Source organism: Streptomyces sp. NPDC005925 (assembly GCF_040638805.1).
Taxonomy (GTDB): Bacteria; Actinomycetota; Actinomycetes; order Streptomycetales; family Streptomycetaceae; genus Streptomyces.
Map to the genome: position 1 here is coordinate 244,827 of NZ_JBEXVL010000003.1, position 16,231 is coordinate 261,057.

Consider the following 16,231-nt stretch of genomic DNA (forward strand, 5'->3'; position numbering starts at 1 on the left):
GTCGCATCATGGGCACATCAGATCGGAGCCTCGGGCTCCCGTCGCCCGAGGAGAACAGCACCAGCATGACCCGGCGTCACGGACACGCCCTGCTCGCCGCGATCGTCGCCCTGATCGTGGCTCTTTCCGCCGCCATATACGTCGGGGTCGCGTCCGACGACGGCGGCGACCCGCGCGGCGACGTCGCCGACGGCCGCCCCCCGCACAACTCCGCCGCACCCGCCTCCACCGGCTCCTGGGTGGGCACCTGGTCCGCGTCGCCCGCCGGCGCCGAGCCGGGCACGGAGACCACGGGCCTCGCGGGCCGCTCGGTACGCAACGTCGTGCACACGACCGTCGGCGGCACCGGCGCCCGCATCACCCTCTCCAACCTCTACGGCCAGTCGCCGCTGACCATCGCGCACGCCTCGATCGCCGTCGCCGCCGGGCCGAACACCCCGGCCGCCGTGGCCGGCACGATGCGCCGGCTCACCTTCGGGGGCGGCACCGTCCCGGTGGTCGTCCCGGCCGGCGGGCAGGTGATGAGCGACGCCGTCCGCCTCGCCGTCCCGCACGACGCGGACATGCTCGTCACCACGTACTCCCCCACTCCGGGCGGCCCGGTCACCTACCACCCGCACGCCCGGCAGACCTCCTACGCCGCCGTGGGCGACCGCACCGAGGACGCGACCGGCACCCCGTTCACCGAACAGTCGCCGGCCTGGCGCTACCTGACGGCACTGGACGTCCTCAGCAACGAGGCCGGCGGGACGGTCGTCGTCCTCGGCGACTCCCTCACCGACGGCATCAGCTCCACCCCGAACACCAACGCCCGCTGGACGGACGTCCTCGCCGACCGGCTGCGCGAGGCCGCCGCGGCCGGGGCGGACGTGCCGCGCTACGGCATCGTCAACCAGGGCATCAGCGGCAACCGCGTCCTCGCCGACGGCCTCGGCCGCCCCGCGGACAACCCCAGTGCCCTGAACCGCTTCAGCCGCGACGTGCTGGGCCGCACCAACGTCAAGGTCGTCGTCATCGACCTCGGCGTCAACGACATCCTGCGCAACCCGCGGCTCGCCGACCCGCACGAGATCCTCGAAGGGCTGCGCACCCTGGTCGGGCAGGCCCACGCGCGCGGGGTCAAGGTCGTCGGGGCGACGCTGATGCCGTTCACGGGGCACCGCGGTTTCACTCCCCAGCGGGAGGCCGTGCGGCAGCAGGTCAACGCCGCGATCCGCGCGGGCCGCGTGTTCGACACCGTCGTCGACTTCGACGCGGCGCTGCGCGACCCGTACGCCCCTCGGCGGCTGCGTCCCGACTACGACTCCGGCGACCACCTCCACCCGAGCGACCACGGCTACGCCCGCATGGGCGAGTACTTCGACCTGGACGCACTGAAGGGCGCGGCACCCGCCGAGCTGTGAGCCACGGGGAGGGGCGCCTCCCCGCCGGGGTCAGCGGTCCCCGCGCTCCTCGGAGCGGTGCGCCTCGTGGGCACCGGCAGCACGCGCGTCGTCCGCGGCCTGCCGGTCCCGCGCGTCCTCGCGGGCCGCTCCCCGCAGTTCCCTGCGCTCCTGCTCGCGCTCCAGCCGCTCCTGACGGCGCTCCTCCTTCAGGCGCTGCCGTTCGCCCTTCGTGACCTTGCGGTCCACGCCCACGCCGCCCCAGAACGCGAAGCCCTTGATGATCACGCGCGGCGCCCCGGGGTCACCGGCCACGCCCGACTCGCGCTGGTCGAAGCCGCCCATGAGGCCGATGCCGCGCACCACGACCTCGACACCGGGCGGCACGATCACATGCACGCCGCCCATGATCGTCACACAGGTGACGACGACCTCGCGGTCCGCGAAGTTCGCCTCGCGCAGATCGAGCTCGCCGCCGCCCCAGAAGGCGAAGCAGGTCATCCGCCTCGGCACCGTCCAACGGCCCCTGCGCTGGAAACCGGACAGCACGCCGATGGCCGTACCGGACGAGCCCGGATCGTCGCGGGTGACGAACCGGTCCGCCCAGCTCCCCCCGTCGCCAGGGCTCTTGCGCAGCGAGAGCGAGGACGGCGGCGGTGCGACACCCGGGGCCGGCAGATCGCGCGTGACGGGCGCCAGCTCCGCGTAGGTGCGCGCCGTGTACGTCGTCTCCAGCCGTTCTTCGAACTCCTCCATGTCGAGACGGCCCTCCGCGAGGGCGTCCCGCAGGATCTCGGCGACCCGTTCACGGTCGGCGTCGGAGGCGCGCAGCTGGGGGGCATCGTCACTCATGACAGCAGCCTACGAGGTCCCCGCCCCCGGTACTACGCGGTCCTCCCGGCCGGTCCGGCCCGCACGCTCCGCCCTGCCCGCCTGCCCGGCGTGCTCCGCGTACATCCTGGCGATCACCGCCTCGATGCCGGGTTCCCGCACGGACAGGTCGACCAGCGGGTAACGCGCCGCGATCCCGGCCACCAGCGGCGCCGCCGACCCGGACGCCGGGAACGCCAGCCACTGCCGCGGGCCTTCCACCCGTACGACGCGGGCGGGCGCCGGCACCTCCACGGGCGGCACCTCCCGCTCCAGGTCCACGACCAGCGTCCGCTCACTGCCGCCCACCTCGTGCAGCCCGGTGAGCGGACCGTCGTACATCAGACGCCCGTGGTCGATGACCATCACCCGGGAGCACAACTGCTCGATGTCCTGCAGGTCGTGCGTGGTCAGCAGCACGGTCGTACCGCTCTCGGTGTTCAGCTCCCGCAGGAAGCCCCGCACCTTGGCCTTGGAGACGACGTCCAGGCCGATCGTCGGCTCGTCCAGGTACAGCACCTCCGGGTCGTGCAGCAGCGCCGCGGCGATGTCGCCCCGCATCCGCTGCCCCAGCGACAACTGCCGGACCGGCACGTCCAGCAGTCCGGCCAGATCGAGGAGTTCCACGCACCGGTCGAGGTTCTCGCGGTAACGCGCCCGCGGGATGCGGTACATGCGGTGCGCGAGACGGTACGAGTCGATGAGCGGCAGGTCCCACCACAGCGTCGTACGCTGCCCGAACACCACCCCGATGCGGTGCGCGAGCCGCGTCCGCTCCCGCGTGGGGTCGATGCCCGCGACGCGCAGCCGGCCCGCGCTCGGCATGAGAATGCCCGTCAGCATCTTGATCGTGGTGGACTTCCCGGCGCCGTTCGGGCCGATGTAGCCGACCATCTCGCCGCGCGCCACCGTGAAGGACAGCGCGTCGACCGCGCGCACCCGCCGCCGCTCCCAGCTCAGGAACCCCGTCTTCTTCCGGACGTCGAAGACCTTCTCGACACCGTCCAGTTCGATGAAACCGCCGTCCGGACCGCTCACCGCCCCGCTGTCGGCCCCGCCGCCCGTCCCGGCGTCCGCCCGCGCCTCGTCCACGTCCACGCCCCTCAGCTCCCCGTACTCCGATACGACCGCAGCCCCGCCCGCCACGCCGCCGCCGCGAGCGCGCAGCACGCGACAGCGGCCACCGGCGGCATGAAGGCCACCCAGCCCGGCAGATCCAGCGGATACGGCCGCCCCAGCACATAGGAGGCGGGCAGCCAGTTCACGAACGCCAGCGGCAGCACGAACGTCACCGAGCGCAGCAACTCGGGCCCGAACACCGTCGGCGGATACTGCAGCAGCGTCGTCCCGCCGTACGTGAAGGCGTTCTGCACCTCGGACGCGTCCTGCGCCACGAACTGGAAGGCCGCGCCCGCCACGAACACCGCCGCGAAGATCCCCGCTCCGCACACCAGCGTCACCGGCATCAGCAGCAGCCTGCCCGCCGACCAGTCCACGTCGAGGCTCGTCACCGCGTAGCCGAGGACCAGCGCGCCCTGCACGATCCGGCCGACGCGGCGCGGCGCGAACCGGTCCGCGGCGACCTGCGCGAGCACCGGCACCGGCCGTACCAGCAGCGTGTCCAGGGTGCCGTCCCGCACCCGGCTGCCCAGCCGGCTCATCGAACCGAACAGCAGGTCGGCCAGCCCGAACGACGTCGCCGACAGGCCGTACACGAACGCCACCTCGGGCAGCGTGTAGCCGCCGAGCGCGTCGACCTGCGAGAACATCAGCATGATCCCGACGAAGTCCAGCCCCGACACCAGCAGACTGCCGAGCACGGTCAGCGCGAACGACGCGCGGTACGTCATCGTGGAGCGCATCCACATCCCCGCGATCAGCCGGTAGGCCCGCAGGCCCTCCCACGCCCGGCCCGCGGCCGTCCCGCCCCCGGCCGTCCGGCCCTCGCCCGGCCGGTTTCCGGGAATCCGGCGATCGGCCACCCGCCCCTCAGCCACCCTGCACCACCACCCGCCGGGTCGCCGCCGCCTGCACCAGCCGCCCCGCCACCAGCAGCGCCGCCGCCCAGCCCGCCTGGAAGGCGAACGTGCCCACCGGATCGGCCTCCCCCAGCAGCACATCGGCGGGCGCCTGGAGCAGCGACGACCAGGGCAGCGCCCGTACGACCTCGCCCAGCACGCCCGGGAACACCGTCAGCGGCAGCAGCATCCCCGAGCTGAACATCCCCACCACCAGCAGCAGTTGCATCGTGCCCGTCCCGTCCAGCAGCCAGAACGCGCTCAGCGCCGCCAGATACCGGATCCCGAAACTGACCAGCGCCGCCAGCAGCACCGCCACCCCGAACGACAGCCACGTCACCGGATCGTCCGGCAGCGCCGTCGGAAACAGCAGCGCCCCCACCGCGAACGGGACCGCGCCCCGGCCCAGCAGCTGGAACAGCGCCCGGCCCACGTCCGACGCCAGCCACCACAGCTGCAGATCGGCCGGCCGGTACAGGTCGACCGCGACGTCACCGGTGCGGATGCGCTCCATCAGCTCCGTCTCGAAACCACCGCCCTGGAGGGCCAGCCCCGCGAACAGCGCCTGCCCCAGCCACACGTACGTGACCGCCTGCGCCTGGTCGTAGCCGCCGAGATGCGGCTTCTCGTCCCACAGCGCGAGGTACGTGTACACGAGGATCAGCCCGAAAACGGTGTTGGTGAACACCCCCGCCGCCGTGGCGGCGCGATACGTCGCGTACCGTCGAAAACCCCCCGCCGCGACGGCCGCGTACAACCGTCCCGAGCCCACACCCGTCACCTTCTTCGCCGAACGGCACACAAGCGGATGAGCCTAGGCCCCCGGCGACCGGGCGGGCCACGGATTTTCCGCCTGTACCCCCGGCCGGGAACGGAACGCCCGGTGCGAGAGTCTTCTCCAGACGGGCGCCCAGCGGGGCGCACGACGCGAAACAGGAGTCCATGCACGACATGAGCGACGAGTCGCAGCCACAGCAGCCGAACGAGGGTCCGGCGAACCGGCCGGACCCCCCGGCAGCCGGCCCCGGGACGGCCGCCCTCGTGACGGGCGGCGAGTCGGACGCCCCCTCACCGGAAGGGACCAAGCGGCCCAAGCGGCCCCGGCGCACCGGCTGGCGACGGCTGATCCCCACCTGGCGCATGGTCCTCGGCACCTTCCTCGTCGCCGTCCTGCTCCTCATGGGCGCCTTCTTCGCCGGCTACTCCATGGTGAAGATCCCCCCGGCCAACGCCCTCGCCACCAAGCAGTCCAACGTCTACCTCTACGCCGACGGCAGCCAGCTCGCCCGGGACGGCGAGATCAACCGCGAGAACGTCACCCTCGCCCAGATCTCCAAGGACGCCCAGCTGGCCGTACTCGCCGCCGAGGACCGCGACTTCTACTCCGAGTCGGCCGTCGACCCCAAGGCGATGCTGCGCGCCGCCTGGAACACCGCCACCGGCAAGGGCAAGCAGTCCGGCTCGACGATCACCCAGCAGTACGTGAAGAACTACTACCTCGCGCAGGAACAGACCGTGACCCGCAAGGCGAAGGAATTCTTCATCTCCATCAAGCTGGACCGCACCGAGAGCAAGGCGCAGATCCTCGAGGGCTACCTCAACACCAGCTACTTCGGCCGCAACGCGTACGGCATCCAGGCCGCCGCCCAGGCCTACTACGGCGTGGACGCCAAGGACCTCGACCCGGCCCGCGGCGCCTACCTCGCGGCACTGCTCAACGCTCCCAGCGAGTACGACGTCGTCGCCCACCCCGAGAACAGGCCCGCCGCCGAGTCCCGCTGGAAGTACGTCCTGGACGGCATGGCGAAGGAGGGCTGGCTCACCGCCACCGAGCGCGCCGCCATGAAGTTCCCCGTGCCGAAGGAGACCACCGTCTCCGCCGGCCTGTCCGGACAGCGTGGCTACGTCGTCCGCGTCGTCCGCGACTACCTGATCAAAAACAAGATCGTCGAAGAGGCCTCCCTCGACGGCGGCGGCTACCGCATCACCACCACCCTCCACAAGGACAAGCAGGACGCCTTCGTGAAGGCCGTCGACGACAAGGTGATGAACAAGCTCGACAGGAAGAACCACGAGGCCGACCGGTACGTCCGCGCGGGCGGTGCCTCCATCGACCCGAAGAGCGGCAAGGTCGTCGCGATGTACAACGGCATCGACTACGTCAAGCAGTACACGCCCAACGCGACCCGCCGCGACTTCCAGGTCGGCTCCACCTTCAAGCCGTTCGTGTTCACCTCCGCCGTCGAGAACGACTCCGTCACCCAGGACAGCCGCCCCATCACCCCGAGCACCGTCTACGACGGCAGCGACCAGCGCCCCGTACAGGGCTGGTCCGGCGGCCACTACGCCCCCGAGAACGAGGACCACGTCGACTACGGCGACATCAGCGTCAGCGAAGCCACCGACAAGTCCGTCAACGCCGTGTACGCGCAGATGGCCGTCGACGTCGGCTCCGACAAGGTCCGCCAGACCGCCGTCGACCTCGGCCTGCCCGGCACCACCCCCGACCTCACCCCGACCCCGTCCATCGCGCTCGGCGTGGCCACCGCCAGCGTCCTCGACATGACGCAGGCCTACGCCACGCTCGCCAACCACGGCAAGCACGGCACGTACACGATGGTCGAGAAGGTCACCAAGGACGGCCGGAACGTCCTCGACCTGCCCGAGCGGAACACCCGTCAGGCCGTCAGCCGCAAGGCCGCCGACACCACCACGTCCGTCCTGCGGAGCGTCGTGCAGAAGGGCACCGCCACCGCCGCCCAGGCCGCCGGCCGCCCCGCCGCCGGCAAGACCGGCACCGCCGAGGAGGACACGGCAGCCTGGTTCGCCGGCTACACGCCCGAACTCGCCACCGTGGTCGCCGTCATGGGCCAGGACCCGGTGACCGCCGAACACAAGTCGCTGTACGGCGCGCTGGGGCTGCCCCGCATCAACGGCGGCGGCGCCCCCGCGGAGATCTGGGGCCAGTACACCGCCGACGCGCTGAAGGGCAGGCCGGTCACCGACTTCGACCTCGACGTCCAGAAGGACACCGGCGCCACCCGCCCCCCGACGACCGGCGCCCCGACCGACCCCGGCACGGGAGACACCGGCGGCACGCCGACGAACGGCGCCACCGCCGGCAGTCAGACCCCGGGCGAGACCCCGGGCCAGACCACCGGCACCCCCAACGGCGGAGCCACCACGGGCGGCCCGGGCGGCATCGACGGCGGAACGACCGACGGAGGCACCACGGCCGGTTCCGGCGGCACGACGGACGGCGGCCCGACGACGGACGGCGGGACCACCGACGGGGGCGGCACCACCGACGGCGGACCGACGGACGGCGGCGCGACGGACGGCGGCGCCACCACGGGGACACCCGCCACGGGAGGCCCGGGGGGCGAGAGCCAACTCACGTCCGGAGACTGAGAAGAGGGCCGGTGACGACCGCTGGTCAACGGTCGTCACCGGCCCTCGGGCCACTCCACTGCCGGACTACGGCAGTGTCTGCCTCAGAGATAGAGCCCCGTGGAGTCCTCGGACCCCTCGAACCGGTCCGCGGCCACGGCGTGCAGGTCCCGCTCACGCATCAGCACGTACGGGATGCCCCGCACCTCGACCTCGGCCCGGTCCTCCGGGTCGTACAGCACCCGGTCGCCCGGCTCCACGGTCCGTACGTTCTGCCCCACGGCGACGACATTGGCCCAGGCCAGCCGGCGTCCGACCGCCGCGGTCGCGGGAATCAGGATGCCGCCCCCGGAACGCCGCTCGCCCTCGGAGTTGTCCTGCCGCACGAGCACACGGTCGTGCAGCATCCGGATGGGCAGCTTGTCGGGGGTCTGATGTTCGTTGGCGCTCACACCCAAGAACCTACCTGCCCGCGGCACGAAGCCGCGCCGCCGGGTAGCCCACCCGCCGACTCGGTACCGAGCCTCAGCGCCGCCGCCGGCCGCTCCGGCCACGCCGCCGCGCACCCACGACCACGAGCCCGACGACACCGGCCACGACCAGCGCCGCCGGCACCACACGCTCCAGCCGGGGCACACCCTCGTCGTCCGTGAACCGCGACCGCACATCACTGACGACACGGTTCACACCGACGTACGCCCGTCCAAAGGTGTGGTCGACACTCGCTGCGACCTTGGCCCTCGCGTCACCCACGATCGTCCTGGGGTGCACCCGCACCCCGATCTCGTCGAGGGTCTCGGCCAGCACCTCGCGGCGACGCCTGATGTCCGCCTCGATCTGCGCCGGGGTTCTGGTGTCCGACGTGTCCGCCACCGTACGGCCTCCGAAGTCTTGTGACGCTGTTGCCCACAGTCTGTCAGCTTCGCCCCCCGCCGCACGGTCAGTACCCCCCGGTTGTGCCCCTCGTTCGGATCGTCCCGGGGCGCGGGCGCCCGGCGCGCGCATCCCCGGCGTCGGCTCGCTCACGGGCTCCGCCCCGCGGCTCCACGCCGCCCACGCGGGCGGCCCGGGCCGCCGTCGCGTCGGCTCCCTTCGCCGCCCCCGCGGCCGCACGCACCGGGCCCCGTTCGGGCCGGCCAGGACGCACCGCGCCCCACGACCGGGCTGATCCCAACGAGAGGGCCTAGGCTCGGACCGGCACCACCCTTTGACGCACGCATGAGGAGTCGAGACCGATGACCGAGCGCCTCCAGCCCGGGGACGTGGCCCCCGCCTTCACCCTGCCCGACGCCGACGGCAACGAGGTGTCGCTGGCCGACCACAAGGGCCGCAAGGTCATCGTGTACTTCTACCCGGCCGCCCTCACCCCCGGCTGCACGAAGCAGGCCTGCGACTTCACGGACAGCCTCGACGTCCTGGCCACCGCCGGCTACGACGTCCTCGGCATCTCCCCGGACCGGCCGGAGAAGCTCGCCACGTTCCGCGACAAGGAGTCCCTGAAGGTCACCCTCCTCGCCGACCCGGACAAAGAGGTTCTGAACGCGTACGGCGCCTTCGGCGAGAAGAAGAACTACGGCAGGACCTACATGGGCGTCATCCGCTCCACGATCGTGGTGGACGAGCAGGGCAAGGTGGAACGCGCCCTCTACAACGTCCGCGCGACGGGCCACGTGGCCAAGATCATCAAGGATCTGGGGATCTGAGCGCCCTGCCCGGCCAGTAACATGGCCGGGCAGCACAGCAGGCGGCCGTGGTGGAACTGGCAGTCACGCTGGGTTTAGGTCCCAGTGGGGTAACTCCCGTGAGGGTTCGAGTCCCTCCGGCCGCACCAAGCTCTAACCGAGCAACTCCCGCAGCACCGGCGTCAGCGCCCTGAACGCCTTCCCCCGGTGGCTGATCGCGTTCTTCTCCGCCGGGGCGAGTTCCGCGCAGGTCCTCGTGTCTCCCTCGGGCTGGAGGATCGGGTCGTAGCCGAAGCCCTTCGTGCCGGTCGGGGTGTGGCGGAGGGTGCCCCTCAGCCGGCCCTCGACCACCCTTTCCGTGCCGTCCGGAAGAGCCAGCGCCGCCGCGCAGGCGAAGTGCGCGGACCTGTGCGGGTCGGCGATGTCCGACAGTTGGGCCAGGAGCAGGTTCAGGTTGGCCCTGTCGTCGCCGTGCCGGCCGGACCAGCGGGCGGAGAAGATGCCGGGGGCACCGCCGAGGACGTCGACGCACAGGCCCGAGTCGTCGGCGACGGCCGGCAGGCCGGTGGCACGGGCCAGGGCGTGGGCCTTGAGGAGGGCGTTCTCGGCGAAGGTGACGCCGGTCTCCTTCACGTCGGGCACCTCGGGATAGGCCTCGGCGCCGACGAGTTCGTGGGGCAGTCGGGCCTCGGCGAGGATCTCGCGGAGTTCGACGAGCTTTCCGGCGTTGCGGGTGGCGAGGATCAAGCGGGTCATGGGGGCAGTATCCCTGCCCTCCGTCACTCGTGTCTCGCCACCCTTGCCAGGCCCGGGGGTTACGGCGTGCAGACCTTCGTCAGTTCGCCCGCGGCGTCGGTGACGGGGCTGATGTCAGGGGTCTCGTCGCCGTTCTTCACGGAGGTGCGGACGTTTTCGACGGCCTTCTGGAGGTCGTCGACCGCCTTGGTGACGTCGGCGTCGTCGGTCTTGTCGCCGATGTCGCCGAGGTCCTTCTCGATGGAGTCGAGGGATTCCTCGAGCTGGGTCGGGTCGTTGGAGGCGTTCTCCACGGCCTGCTGGAGGCCGGTGACGCTGTCGGCGATGGCGTCGGCGGTCTGCACGCAGTCCAGCGCCTTGCCGACAGCGTCGCAGCCGGTGGTCAGGCCTGCCGTCAGTGCGGCGGCGGCCATCGCTGCGGTGGCGATGGCGATACGGCTACGGCGGCGTCGGCTCGCGGCCATGGATGCGATCCCTCCCTCGGTGTGGGCCCGGCGGCCCGTGGGCGGGCGCACGGCGGTGAGCCGTACGCCCGTCGGATAGGACGCCGGGGCGGGTGGCCCGGTTGCTTCCTCCGCCGCCCCGTCTTGGGGCGCCCTTTACTTTCCGGCGACCGTATCAAGTGCCTTCTGCTGGAGGGCGGCCAGTTCGGTGCAGCCGGAAACGGCCAGGTCGAGCAGGGTGTTGAGTTCGTCGCGGGCGAAGGGCTCGGCCTCGGCGGTGCCCTGGACCTCGACGAAGCGGCCGTCGCCGGTGCAGACGACGTTCATGTCGGTGTCCGCCTTGACGTCCTCCTCGTAGCGGAGGTCGAGGAGGGGGACTCCGGCGACGATGCCCACCGAGACGGCGGAGACGGTGCCCGTGATGGGCTTGCGGCCGGCGCGGATCAGCTTCCTGCCCTGGGCCCAGGAGACGGCGTCGGCGAGGGCGACGTAGGCGCCGGTGATGGCGGCGGTGCGGGTGCCGCCGTCGGCCTGGAGGACGTCGCAGTCGAGGACGACGGTGTTCTCGCCGAGGGCCTTGTAGTCGACGACGGCGCGCAGGGAACGGCCGATGAGGCGGCTGATCTCGTGGGTGCGTCCGCCGATCTTGCCGCGGACGGATTCGCGGTCGCCGCGGGTGTTGGTGGCGCGGGGGAGCATGGCGTACTCGGCGGTGACCCAGCCCTCGCCGCTGCCCTTGCGCCAGCGGGGGACGCCCTCGGTGACGGAGGCGGTGCAGAGGACTCTGGTGTCGCCGAAGGAGACGAGGACGGAGCCTTCGGCGTGCTTGCTCCAGCCGCGTTCGATGGTGACGGGGCGGAGCTGTTCGGGGGTGCGGCCGTCGATGCGTGACATGCGGTCGAGCCTAGCCGCACGTGCCGGGGGGCCCGTTCCGGCGAGGGGAACGGGCCCCTCACGGGTGAGGCGGGTGTGCGGCGCGGGGCCCTCACATCAGGTCTTCGATCTCCGCGGCGAGGGGGTCGGCGTCGGTGCCGATGACGACCTGGACGGCGTTGCCCATCGTGACGACGCCGTGCGCGCCGGCGGCCTTCAGCGCGGCCTCGTCGACCTTGGAGGGGTCGACGACCTCGGTGCGGAGGCGGGTGATGCAGCCCTCGACTTCTTCGATGTTGTCGAGGCCGCCGAGCCCGGCAACGATCTTCTCAGCCTTGCTGGCCATGTTCCTTCTCCCTGATGCGAGCCGCTTTGTCGCAGTAACCCACAGTTGGCCCAGCTTCGCGAGCGGTGATTCTGTCCGTGCGGAAACGTACGTACGGACATGAGGGCGTCCCGCCGACGGAGCCGTCCGCGACGGGTCCACAGCACGGGCCGGACGGCCGCCGCACCCGCCTTCGAGCGATTCCCAGCAAGGGGGCCCGGATGAGCACCGACAGCGCGCCCCGCCCGGCCCGCCCGGCCCGTGACCGCCGCCACAGCCTGTTCCAGGGGCTGCAGAAGATGGGGCGCAGCCTTCAGCTGCCGATCGCGGTGCTGCCGGCGGCGGGCATCCTCAACCGGCTGGGGCAGCCGGACGTGTTCGGGGACGACGGGCTGGGCTGGACGAACGTCTCGAAGGTGATGGCGGGCGCGGGCGGCGCGCTGCTGGACGGTTCGCTGGGGCTCCCCCTCCTGTTCTGTGTGGGTGTGGCCATCGGGATGGCGAAGAAGGCGGACGGCTCGACGGCGCTCGCGGCGGTGGTGGGGTTCCTCGTCTACTACAACGTGCTGCGCCAGTTCCCGGAGGACTGCCCGAGCGGGGCGAAGCCGGCGTCGGGCGTCGGCTGCCAGGCGGCGGACGGCACGGTGAGCGTGTTCACGTACCAGAATCCGGGGGTGTTCGGGGGCATCGTGATCGGGTTGCTCGCGGCGTACTTCTGGCAGCGGTTCCACCGGACGCGACTGGTGGACTGGCTGGGCTTCTTCAACGGGCGGCGTCTGGTGCCGATCATCATGGCGTTCGTGGCGATCGCGTTCGCGGCGCTGTGTCTGTGGGTGTGGCCCCCGATCGGTGACGCGCTGGAGGGTTTCAGCGACTGGCTGAGCGACTCGGGCTCCTGGGGCGCCGGGGTGTTCGGTGTCGCGAACCGCGCGCTGCTGGTGATCGGGCTGCACCAGTTCCTGAACGTGCCCATCTGGTTCCAGTTCGGGACGTTCACCAAGCCGGACGGTTCGACGGTGCACGGCGACGTCAACATGTTCCTGGCGGGCGACCCGGACGCGGGTCAGTTCACCTCGGGTTTCTTCCCGATCATGATGTTCGCGCTGCCGGCGGCGGCGCTCGCGATCACGCACTGCGCGCGGCCGGAGCGGCGCAAGGAGGTCGGCGGTCTGATGCTGTCGGTGGCGCTGACGTCGTTCGTGACGGGCATCACCGAGCCGATCGAGTACTCGTTCCTGTTCATCGCACCGGCGCTGTACGCCGTCCACGCCGTCCTGACCGGTGTGTCGATGGCGGTGACGTGGGGGCTGGGCGTGCATGACGGGTTCAGCTTCTCGGCGGGACTGATCGACTACGTCATCAACTGGAACCTGGCGACGCGACCGTGGCTGATCCTTCCGATCGGTCTGGTCTTCGCGGCGGTGTACTACGTGATTTTCCGGTTCGCGATCACGACGTTCGATCTGAAGACGCCGGGGCGGGAGCCGGCGGAGGAGGTCGAGGACGTCACGAAGGTGTAGCGCGCGGCGGCCCGGCCGCCGTGGGAGAAGCCCGGCGTCTTCGGGGCCGTGGGCCTCGTCCGTCGGGGGCCTCGTCCGTCGCGGGCGGGGCCTAGATCTCGTACGAGACTCTCGGCGTCGCCAGTTCCACCGGACCGTCGAAGGCGGCGCGGGCGTCGGTGAGGTTGACCTGCGGGTCGGTCCACGGGGGGATGTGGGTGAGGACGAGGCGCCGGGCGCCGGCGCGGGCGGCGGTCTCACCCGCCTCGCGGCCGTTGAGGTGCAGGTCGGGGATGTCTTCCTTGCCGTGCGTGAAGGCGGCCTCGCACAGGAACAGGTCGGCGTCCCGGGCGAGTTCGTCCAGCACCGGGGTCACGCCGGTGTCGCCGGAGTACGTCAGCGTCCTGCCGCCGTGCTCGACCCGGATGCCGTAGGCCTCGACGGGATGGGCGACCTGCTCGGTGTGGACCGTGAACGGGCCGATGTCGAAGGTGCCGGGCTTCACCGTGTGGAAGTCGAAGACCTCGCTCATCGAGGAGGCGGAGGGGGTGTCGCCGTAGGCGGTGGTCAGACGGTGTTCCGTACCCTCGGGGCCGTAGACCGGGATGGGGGCGCAGCGGCCGCCGTCGTGCCGGTAGTAGCGGGCCACGAAGTACGCGCACATGTCGATGCAGTGGTCCGCGTGCAGGTGGCTGAGGTAGATCGCGTCGAGGTCGTAGAGACCGCAGTGACGCTGCAGCTCGCCGAGGGCGCCGTTGCCCATGTCGAGGAGCAGCCGGAAGTCGTCGGCCTCGAGGAGGTAGCTCGAGCAGGTCGATTCCGCGGACGGGAACGACCCCGAGCAGCCGACGACGGTGAGCTTCATGAAGCAGAAACCTCCGCTGACGGGAACGACAGGAAATCCTGATGGGGGAGCGACAGGGGGTCGTGCAGTGTGCGGTCCGTCGAGCGTAAGGCGCAAAACGTCCTGTCGCTCCTCCGCCAAGGGCGGTTGTGGGGGAACTCACCTGCGGTGTCACCGGTTCGGCTGGCAACGGGGCGCTTGAGGTGAATTGGAGGCGCGCGGGAGTGGGACTACGCCGGTACCGTCGTCGGTATGGACGCGTCCTGGTGGCCGGTGCTGGCGGCGGTGGTGCTGCTCGCGCTGGCCGCCGCGCTCGTCGAAGGAGGGGGCCGGGGGTGGCGCGGACGGGGCCGCGCGCGGCCCGGGGCGGCCGGCTCTGCGCCGTCACGGCCTGCGTCGTCCCGGCCCGGGGCGCCCCGGCAGCGAGGATTGCGGGCGGGGTCGTCCCGGCCCCGGCCGGCGGAGATCTGGTGGGCGCGGGTGCCGTCCGGTGAGGGCGGTGAGCCGCTGGGGCCGGTGGACGCGGTGGGGCCGCGCGGTGAGGACCGGCCGTGTCTGGTGCTGGCGGTGCACGGTCGGCACGCGGTGGTCGCCGAGATCACCAGCACGTACCGCGACGAGCAAGCGGGGGTGATTCCCCTGCCGCCGGGTTCGGTCGGCGGGGCGCAGGGCCGGGCGAGCTACCTGGAGACGGACGCGCTGCGGGACGTGCCGGTGCGGGACTTCAGCCGGCGGGTCGGGGTGATGGACCCGGTCCTGTGGGACCAGGTCCGTCACCTCGCGACGTGACGGCCGAAGGATCCGCGCCCGGAGCCGGCCCCGGGGCTCATGCCCAGAGCTGGCCCTGGAGGGTCTCGATGGCCTCTTCGGTGGTGGCGGCGGTGTAGACGCCGGTGGAGAGGTACTTCCAGCCTCCGTCGGCGACGACGAACACGATGTCCGCGCTCTCCCCCGCCTTGAGGGCCTTCTTGCCGACGCCGATCGCGGCGTGCAGGGCGGCCCCGGTGGAGACGCCCGCGAAGATGCCCTCCTGCTGGAGGAGTTCACGGGTGCGGGTGACGGCGTCGGCGGAGCCGACGGAGAAGCGGGTGGTGAGGACGGAGGCGTCGTACAGCTCGGGTACGAAGCCCTCGTCGAGGTTGCGCAGGCCGTACACGAGGTCGTCGTAGCGCGGTTCGGCGGCGACGATCCGCACGTCCGGCTTGTGCTCCCGCAGGTAGCGGCCGACGCCCATGAGCGTGCCGGTGGTGCCGAGGCCGGCGACGAAGTGCGTGATGGAGGGGAGGTCGGCGAGGACCTCGGGACCGGTGGTGGCGTAGTGGGCGCCGGCGTTGTCCGGGTTGCCGTACTGGTAGAGCATCACCCAGTCGGGGTGCTCGGCGGCGAGTTCCTTGGCGACGCGCACGGCGGTGTTGGAGCCGCCCGCGGCCGGGGAGGAGATGATCTCCGCGCCCCACATGGCGAGCAGGTCGCGGCGTTCCCGAGAGGTGTTCTCGGGCATCACGCACACGATGCGGTAGCCCTTGAGCCTGGCCGCCATGGCCAGCGAGATACCGGTGTTGCCGCTGGTGGGCTCGAGGATGGTGCAGCCCGGGGTGAGGCGGCCGTCCTTCTCGGCCTGCTCGATCATGTGCAGGGCCGGACGGTCCTTGATCGAACCGGTCGGGTTGCGGTCCTCCAGCTTCGCCCAGATGCGGACGTCGGCGGACGGCGACAGCCGCGGCAGCCGCACCAGGGGGGTGTTGCCGACCGCGGCCAGCGGGGAGTCGTACCGCATCGCCGATCAGGCCATACCGCCGGCTACGGCCGGCAGGATCGTGATGCTGTCCCCGTCGGAGACCTTGGTGGTGATGCCGTCGAGGAAGCGGACGTCCTCGTCGTTCAGGTAGACGTTGACGAAGCGGCGCAGCTGGTCGCCGTCCACGATGCGGGCCTGGATGCCCGCGTACCGGGTCTCGAGGTCGGCGAACAGCGCGGCGAGGGTGTCACCGTTGCCCTCCACCGCCTTCTGACCGTCGGTGTACTGGCGGAGGATGGTCGGGATGCGGACCTCGATGGCCATGACTCGGGGCTCCTGTCGGGAGGTGAATGATCGGGGCGCGCGGCGGCGCGGACGTGCGTGGTCGTACGGGTGCCCGTACGCAGGTGG

The 16,231-nt window shown here is 71.7% G+C and carries 18 protein-coding genes and 1 tRNA gene; 6 read left to right on the forward strand and 13 right to left on the reverse strand.

The annotated features are described in order from the left end of the window. Positions 1 to 65: 65 nt before the first annotated feature. Positions 66 to 1,403 carry an SGNH/GDSL hydrolase family protein gene (locus tag ABZ354_RS06345; protein WP_358653535.1) on the forward strand — a complete coding sequence of 446 codons (1,338 nt, stop codon included), beginning with the start codon at positions 66 to 68 and terminating at the stop codon, positions 1,401 to 1,403. A gap of 30 nt (positions 1,404 to 1,433) precedes the next feature. Here the strand turns inward: ABZ354_RS06345 and ABZ354_RS06350 are convergent, their stop codons facing one another. From ABZ354_RS06350 to ABZ354_RS06365, 4 genes are all read right to left on the reverse strand, one after another. After that, on the reverse strand, positions 1,434 to 2,234 hold the full coding sequence (locus tag ABZ354_RS06350; RefSeq protein WP_358653537.1) for a DUF1707 domain-containing protein: 801 nt from the start codon (positions 2,232 to 2,234) through the stop codon (positions 1,434 to 1,436). Positions 2,235 to 2,243: 9 nt separating this feature from the next. Then, positions 2,244 to 3,290, reverse strand: a complete 1,047-nt coding sequence (locus ABZ354_RS06355; protein WP_358653748.1) for an ATP-binding cassette domain-containing protein — start codon at positions 3,288 to 3,290, stop codon at positions 2,244 to 2,246. A 65-nt stretch (positions 3,291 to 3,355) separates the two neighbouring features. Then, complete coding sequence (locus tag ABZ354_RS06360) at positions 3,356 to 4,120, reverse strand: ABC transporter permease (RefSeq protein ID WP_358653750.1); 765 nt, start codon at positions 4,118 to 4,120, stop codon at positions 3,356 to 3,358. A gap of 121 nt (positions 4,121 to 4,241) precedes the next feature. Beyond that, positions 4,242 to 5,042 carry an ABC-2 family transporter protein gene (locus ABZ354_RS06365; RefSeq protein WP_358653539.1) on the reverse strand — a complete coding sequence of 267 codons (801 nt, stop codon included), beginning with the start codon at positions 5,040 to 5,042 and terminating at the stop codon, positions 4,242 to 4,244. A gap of 179 nt (positions 5,043 to 5,221) precedes the next feature. Between ABZ354_RS06365 and ABZ354_RS06370 the strand changes: the two genes are divergently transcribed. Next, positions 5,222 to 7,681 (forward strand): transglycosylase domain-containing protein, encoded by a 2,460-nt coding sequence (locus tag ABZ354_RS06370; RefSeq protein WP_358653541.1) that lies wholly within the window; start codon positions 5,222 to 5,224, stop codon positions 7,679 to 7,681. An 83-nt stretch (positions 7,682 to 7,764) separates the two neighbouring features. Here ABZ354_RS06370 and ABZ354_RS06375 read toward each other — a convergent pair whose 3' ends face one another. Both ABZ354_RS06375 and ABZ354_RS06380 read right to left on the reverse strand, forming a co-directional pair. Next, positions 7,765 to 8,067, reverse strand: coding sequence for a co-chaperone GroES (locus ABZ354_RS06375; RefSeq protein ID WP_358653752.1), 303 nt, complete (start codon positions 8,065 to 8,067; stop codon positions 7,765 to 7,767). A gap of 118 nt (positions 8,068 to 8,185) precedes the next feature. Continuing rightward, the gene (locus ABZ354_RS06380) at positions 8,186 to 8,533 is read right to left on the reverse strand and encodes a DUF3618 domain-containing protein (protein ID WP_358653543.1); all 348 of its coding nucleotides are present in this window, start codon (positions 8,531 to 8,533) and stop codon (positions 8,186 to 8,188) included. A 362-nt stretch (positions 8,534 to 8,895) separates the two neighbouring features. Between ABZ354_RS06380 and bcp the strand changes: the two genes are divergently transcribed. Both bcp and ABZ354_RS06390 read left to right on the forward strand, forming a co-directional pair. Next, a complete protein-coding gene (gene bcp / locus ABZ354_RS06385; RefSeq protein ID WP_358653545.1) occupies positions 8,896 to 9,363 on the forward strand; it encodes a thioredoxin-dependent thiol peroxidase in 468 nt (155 codons plus the stop codon). Positions 9,364 to 9,404: 41 nt separating this feature from the next. Then, positions 9,405 to 9,491, forward strand: a tRNA-Leu gene (locus ABZ354_RS06390). Between the two features lie 4 nt (positions 9,492 to 9,495). Here the strand turns inward: ABZ354_RS06390 and rdgB are convergent. From rdgB to ABZ354_RS06410, 4 genes are all read right to left on the reverse strand, one after another. Continuing rightward, positions 9,496 to 10,098 (reverse strand): RdgB/HAM1 family non-canonical purine NTP pyrophosphatase, encoded by a 603-nt coding sequence (gene rdgB, locus ABZ354_RS06395; protein WP_358653547.1) that lies wholly within the window; start codon positions 10,096 to 10,098, stop codon positions 9,496 to 9,498. Between the two features lie 59 nt (positions 10,099 to 10,157). Continuing rightward, the gene (locus tag ABZ354_RS06400) at positions 10,158 to 10,562 is read right to left on the reverse strand and encodes a hypothetical protein (RefSeq protein ID WP_358653549.1); all 405 of its coding nucleotides are present in this window, start codon (positions 10,560 to 10,562) and stop codon (positions 10,158 to 10,160) included. Between the two features lie 135 nt (positions 10,563 to 10,697). After that, complete coding sequence (rph, locus tag ABZ354_RS06405; protein WP_358653551.1) at positions 10,698 to 11,435, reverse strand: ribonuclease PH; 738 nt, start codon at positions 11,433 to 11,435, stop codon at positions 10,698 to 10,700. Positions 11,436 to 11,526: 91 nt separating this feature from the next. Beyond that, positions 11,527 to 11,760, reverse strand: a complete 234-nt coding sequence (locus ABZ354_RS06410) for a PTS glucose/sucrose transporter subunit IIB (protein WP_358653553.1) — start codon at positions 11,758 to 11,760, stop codon at positions 11,527 to 11,529. A gap of 200 nt (positions 11,761 to 11,960) precedes the next feature. On the opposite strand from ABZ354_RS06410, the gene ABZ354_RS06415 reads away from it, so the two are divergent. Then, complete coding sequence (locus ABZ354_RS06415; RefSeq protein ID WP_358653555.1) at positions 11,961 to 13,259, forward strand: PTS transporter subunit EIIC; 1,299 nt, start codon at positions 11,961 to 11,963, stop codon at positions 13,257 to 13,259. A 91-nt stretch (positions 13,260 to 13,350) separates the two neighbouring features. Here the strand turns inward: ABZ354_RS06415 and ABZ354_RS06420 are convergent, their stop codons facing one another. Further along, positions 13,351 to 14,103 carry an MBL fold metallo-hydrolase gene (locus ABZ354_RS06420; protein ID WP_358653557.1) on the reverse strand — a complete coding sequence of 251 codons (753 nt, stop codon included), beginning with the start codon at positions 14,101 to 14,103 and terminating at the stop codon, positions 13,351 to 13,353. Between the two features lie 231 nt (positions 14,104 to 14,334). Here ABZ354_RS06420 and ABZ354_RS06425 point away from each other — a divergent pair, with 231 nt between their 5' ends. Then, a complete protein-coding gene (locus ABZ354_RS06425; protein WP_358653559.1) occupies positions 14,335 to 14,871 on the forward strand; it encodes a type II toxin-antitoxin system PemK/MazF family toxin in 537 nt (178 codons plus the stop codon). 37 nt (positions 14,872 to 14,908) lie between these two features. Here ABZ354_RS06425 and ABZ354_RS06430 read toward each other — a convergent pair whose 3' ends face one another. Together ABZ354_RS06430 and ABZ354_RS06435 are read right to left on the reverse strand one after the other, a co-directional pair. Next, positions 14,909 to 15,859 (reverse strand): cysteine synthase, encoded by a 951-nt coding sequence (locus ABZ354_RS06430; protein WP_358653561.1) that lies wholly within the window; start codon positions 15,857 to 15,859, stop codon positions 14,909 to 14,911. A 6-nt stretch (positions 15,860 to 15,865) separates the two neighbouring features. Continuing rightward, the gene (locus ABZ354_RS06435) at positions 15,866 to 16,144 is read right to left on the reverse strand and encodes a MoaD/ThiS family protein (RefSeq protein WP_358653563.1); all 279 of its coding nucleotides are present in this window, start codon (positions 16,142 to 16,144) and stop codon (positions 15,866 to 15,868) included. Positions 16,145 to 16,231 lie beyond the last annotated feature (87 nt).

What these genes read in the sequence shown, in the direction of transcription:
- ABZ354_RS06345 (WP_358653535.1), top strand. Translation starts at nt 66, where the DNA reads ATGACCCGGCGTCACGGACACGCCCTGCTCGCCGCGATCGTCGCCCTG.
- ABZ354_RS06350 (WP_358653537.1), bottom strand. Translation starts at nt 2,234, where the DNA reads ATGAGTGACGATGCCCCCCAGCTGCGCGCCTCCGACGCCGACCGTGAA.
- ABZ354_RS06360 (WP_358653750.1), bottom strand. Translation starts at nt 4,120, where the DNA reads ATGTGGATGCGCTCCACGATGACGTACCGCGCGTCGTTCGCGCTGACC.
- ABZ354_RS06370 (WP_358653541.1), top strand. Translation starts at nt 5,222, where the DNA reads ATGAGCGACGAGTCGCAGCCACAGCAGCCGAACGAGGGTCCGGCGAAC.
- ABZ354_RS06375 (WP_358653752.1), bottom strand. Translation starts at nt 8,067, where the DNA reads ATGCTGCACGACCGTGTGCTCGTGCGGCAGGACAACTCCGAGGGCGAG.
- bcp (WP_358653545.1), top strand. Translation starts at nt 8,896, where the DNA reads ATGACCGAGCGCCTCCAGCCCGGGGACGTGGCCCCCGCCTTCACCCTG.
- rdgB (WP_358653547.1), bottom strand. Translation starts at nt 10,098, where the DNA reads ATGACCCGCTTGATCCTCGCCACCCGCAACGCCGGAAAGCTCGTCGAA.
- ABZ354_RS06400 (WP_358653549.1), bottom strand. Translation starts at nt 10,562, where the DNA reads ATGGCCGCGAGCCGACGCCGCCGTAGCCGTATCGCCATCGCCACCGCA.
- rph (WP_358653551.1), bottom strand. Translation starts at nt 11,435, where the DNA reads ATGTCACGCATCGACGGCCGCACCCCCGAACAGCTCCGCCCCGTCACC.
- ABZ354_RS06410 (WP_358653553.1), bottom strand. Translation starts at nt 11,760, where the DNA reads ATGGCCAGCAAGGCTGAGAAGATCGTTGCCGGGCTCGGCGGCCTCGAC.
- ABZ354_RS06415 (WP_358653555.1), top strand. Translation starts at nt 11,961, where the DNA reads ATGAGCACCGACAGCGCGCCCCGCCCGGCCCGCCCGGCCCGTGACCGC.
- ABZ354_RS06420 (WP_358653557.1), bottom strand. Translation starts at nt 14,103, where the DNA reads ATGAAGCTCACCGTCGTCGGCTGCTCGGGGTCGTTCCCGTCCGCGGAA.
- ABZ354_RS06425 (WP_358653559.1), top strand. Translation starts at nt 14,335, where the DNA reads ATGGACGCGTCCTGGTGGCCGGTGCTGGCGGCGGTGGTGCTGCTCGCG.
- ABZ354_RS06430 (WP_358653561.1), bottom strand. Translation starts at nt 15,859, where the DNA reads ATGCGGTACGACTCCCCGCTGGCCGCGGTCGGCAACACCCCCCTGGTG.
- ABZ354_RS06435 (WP_358653563.1), bottom strand. Translation starts at nt 16,144, where the DNA reads ATGGCCATCGAGGTCCGCATCCCGACCATCCTCCGCCAGTACACCGAC.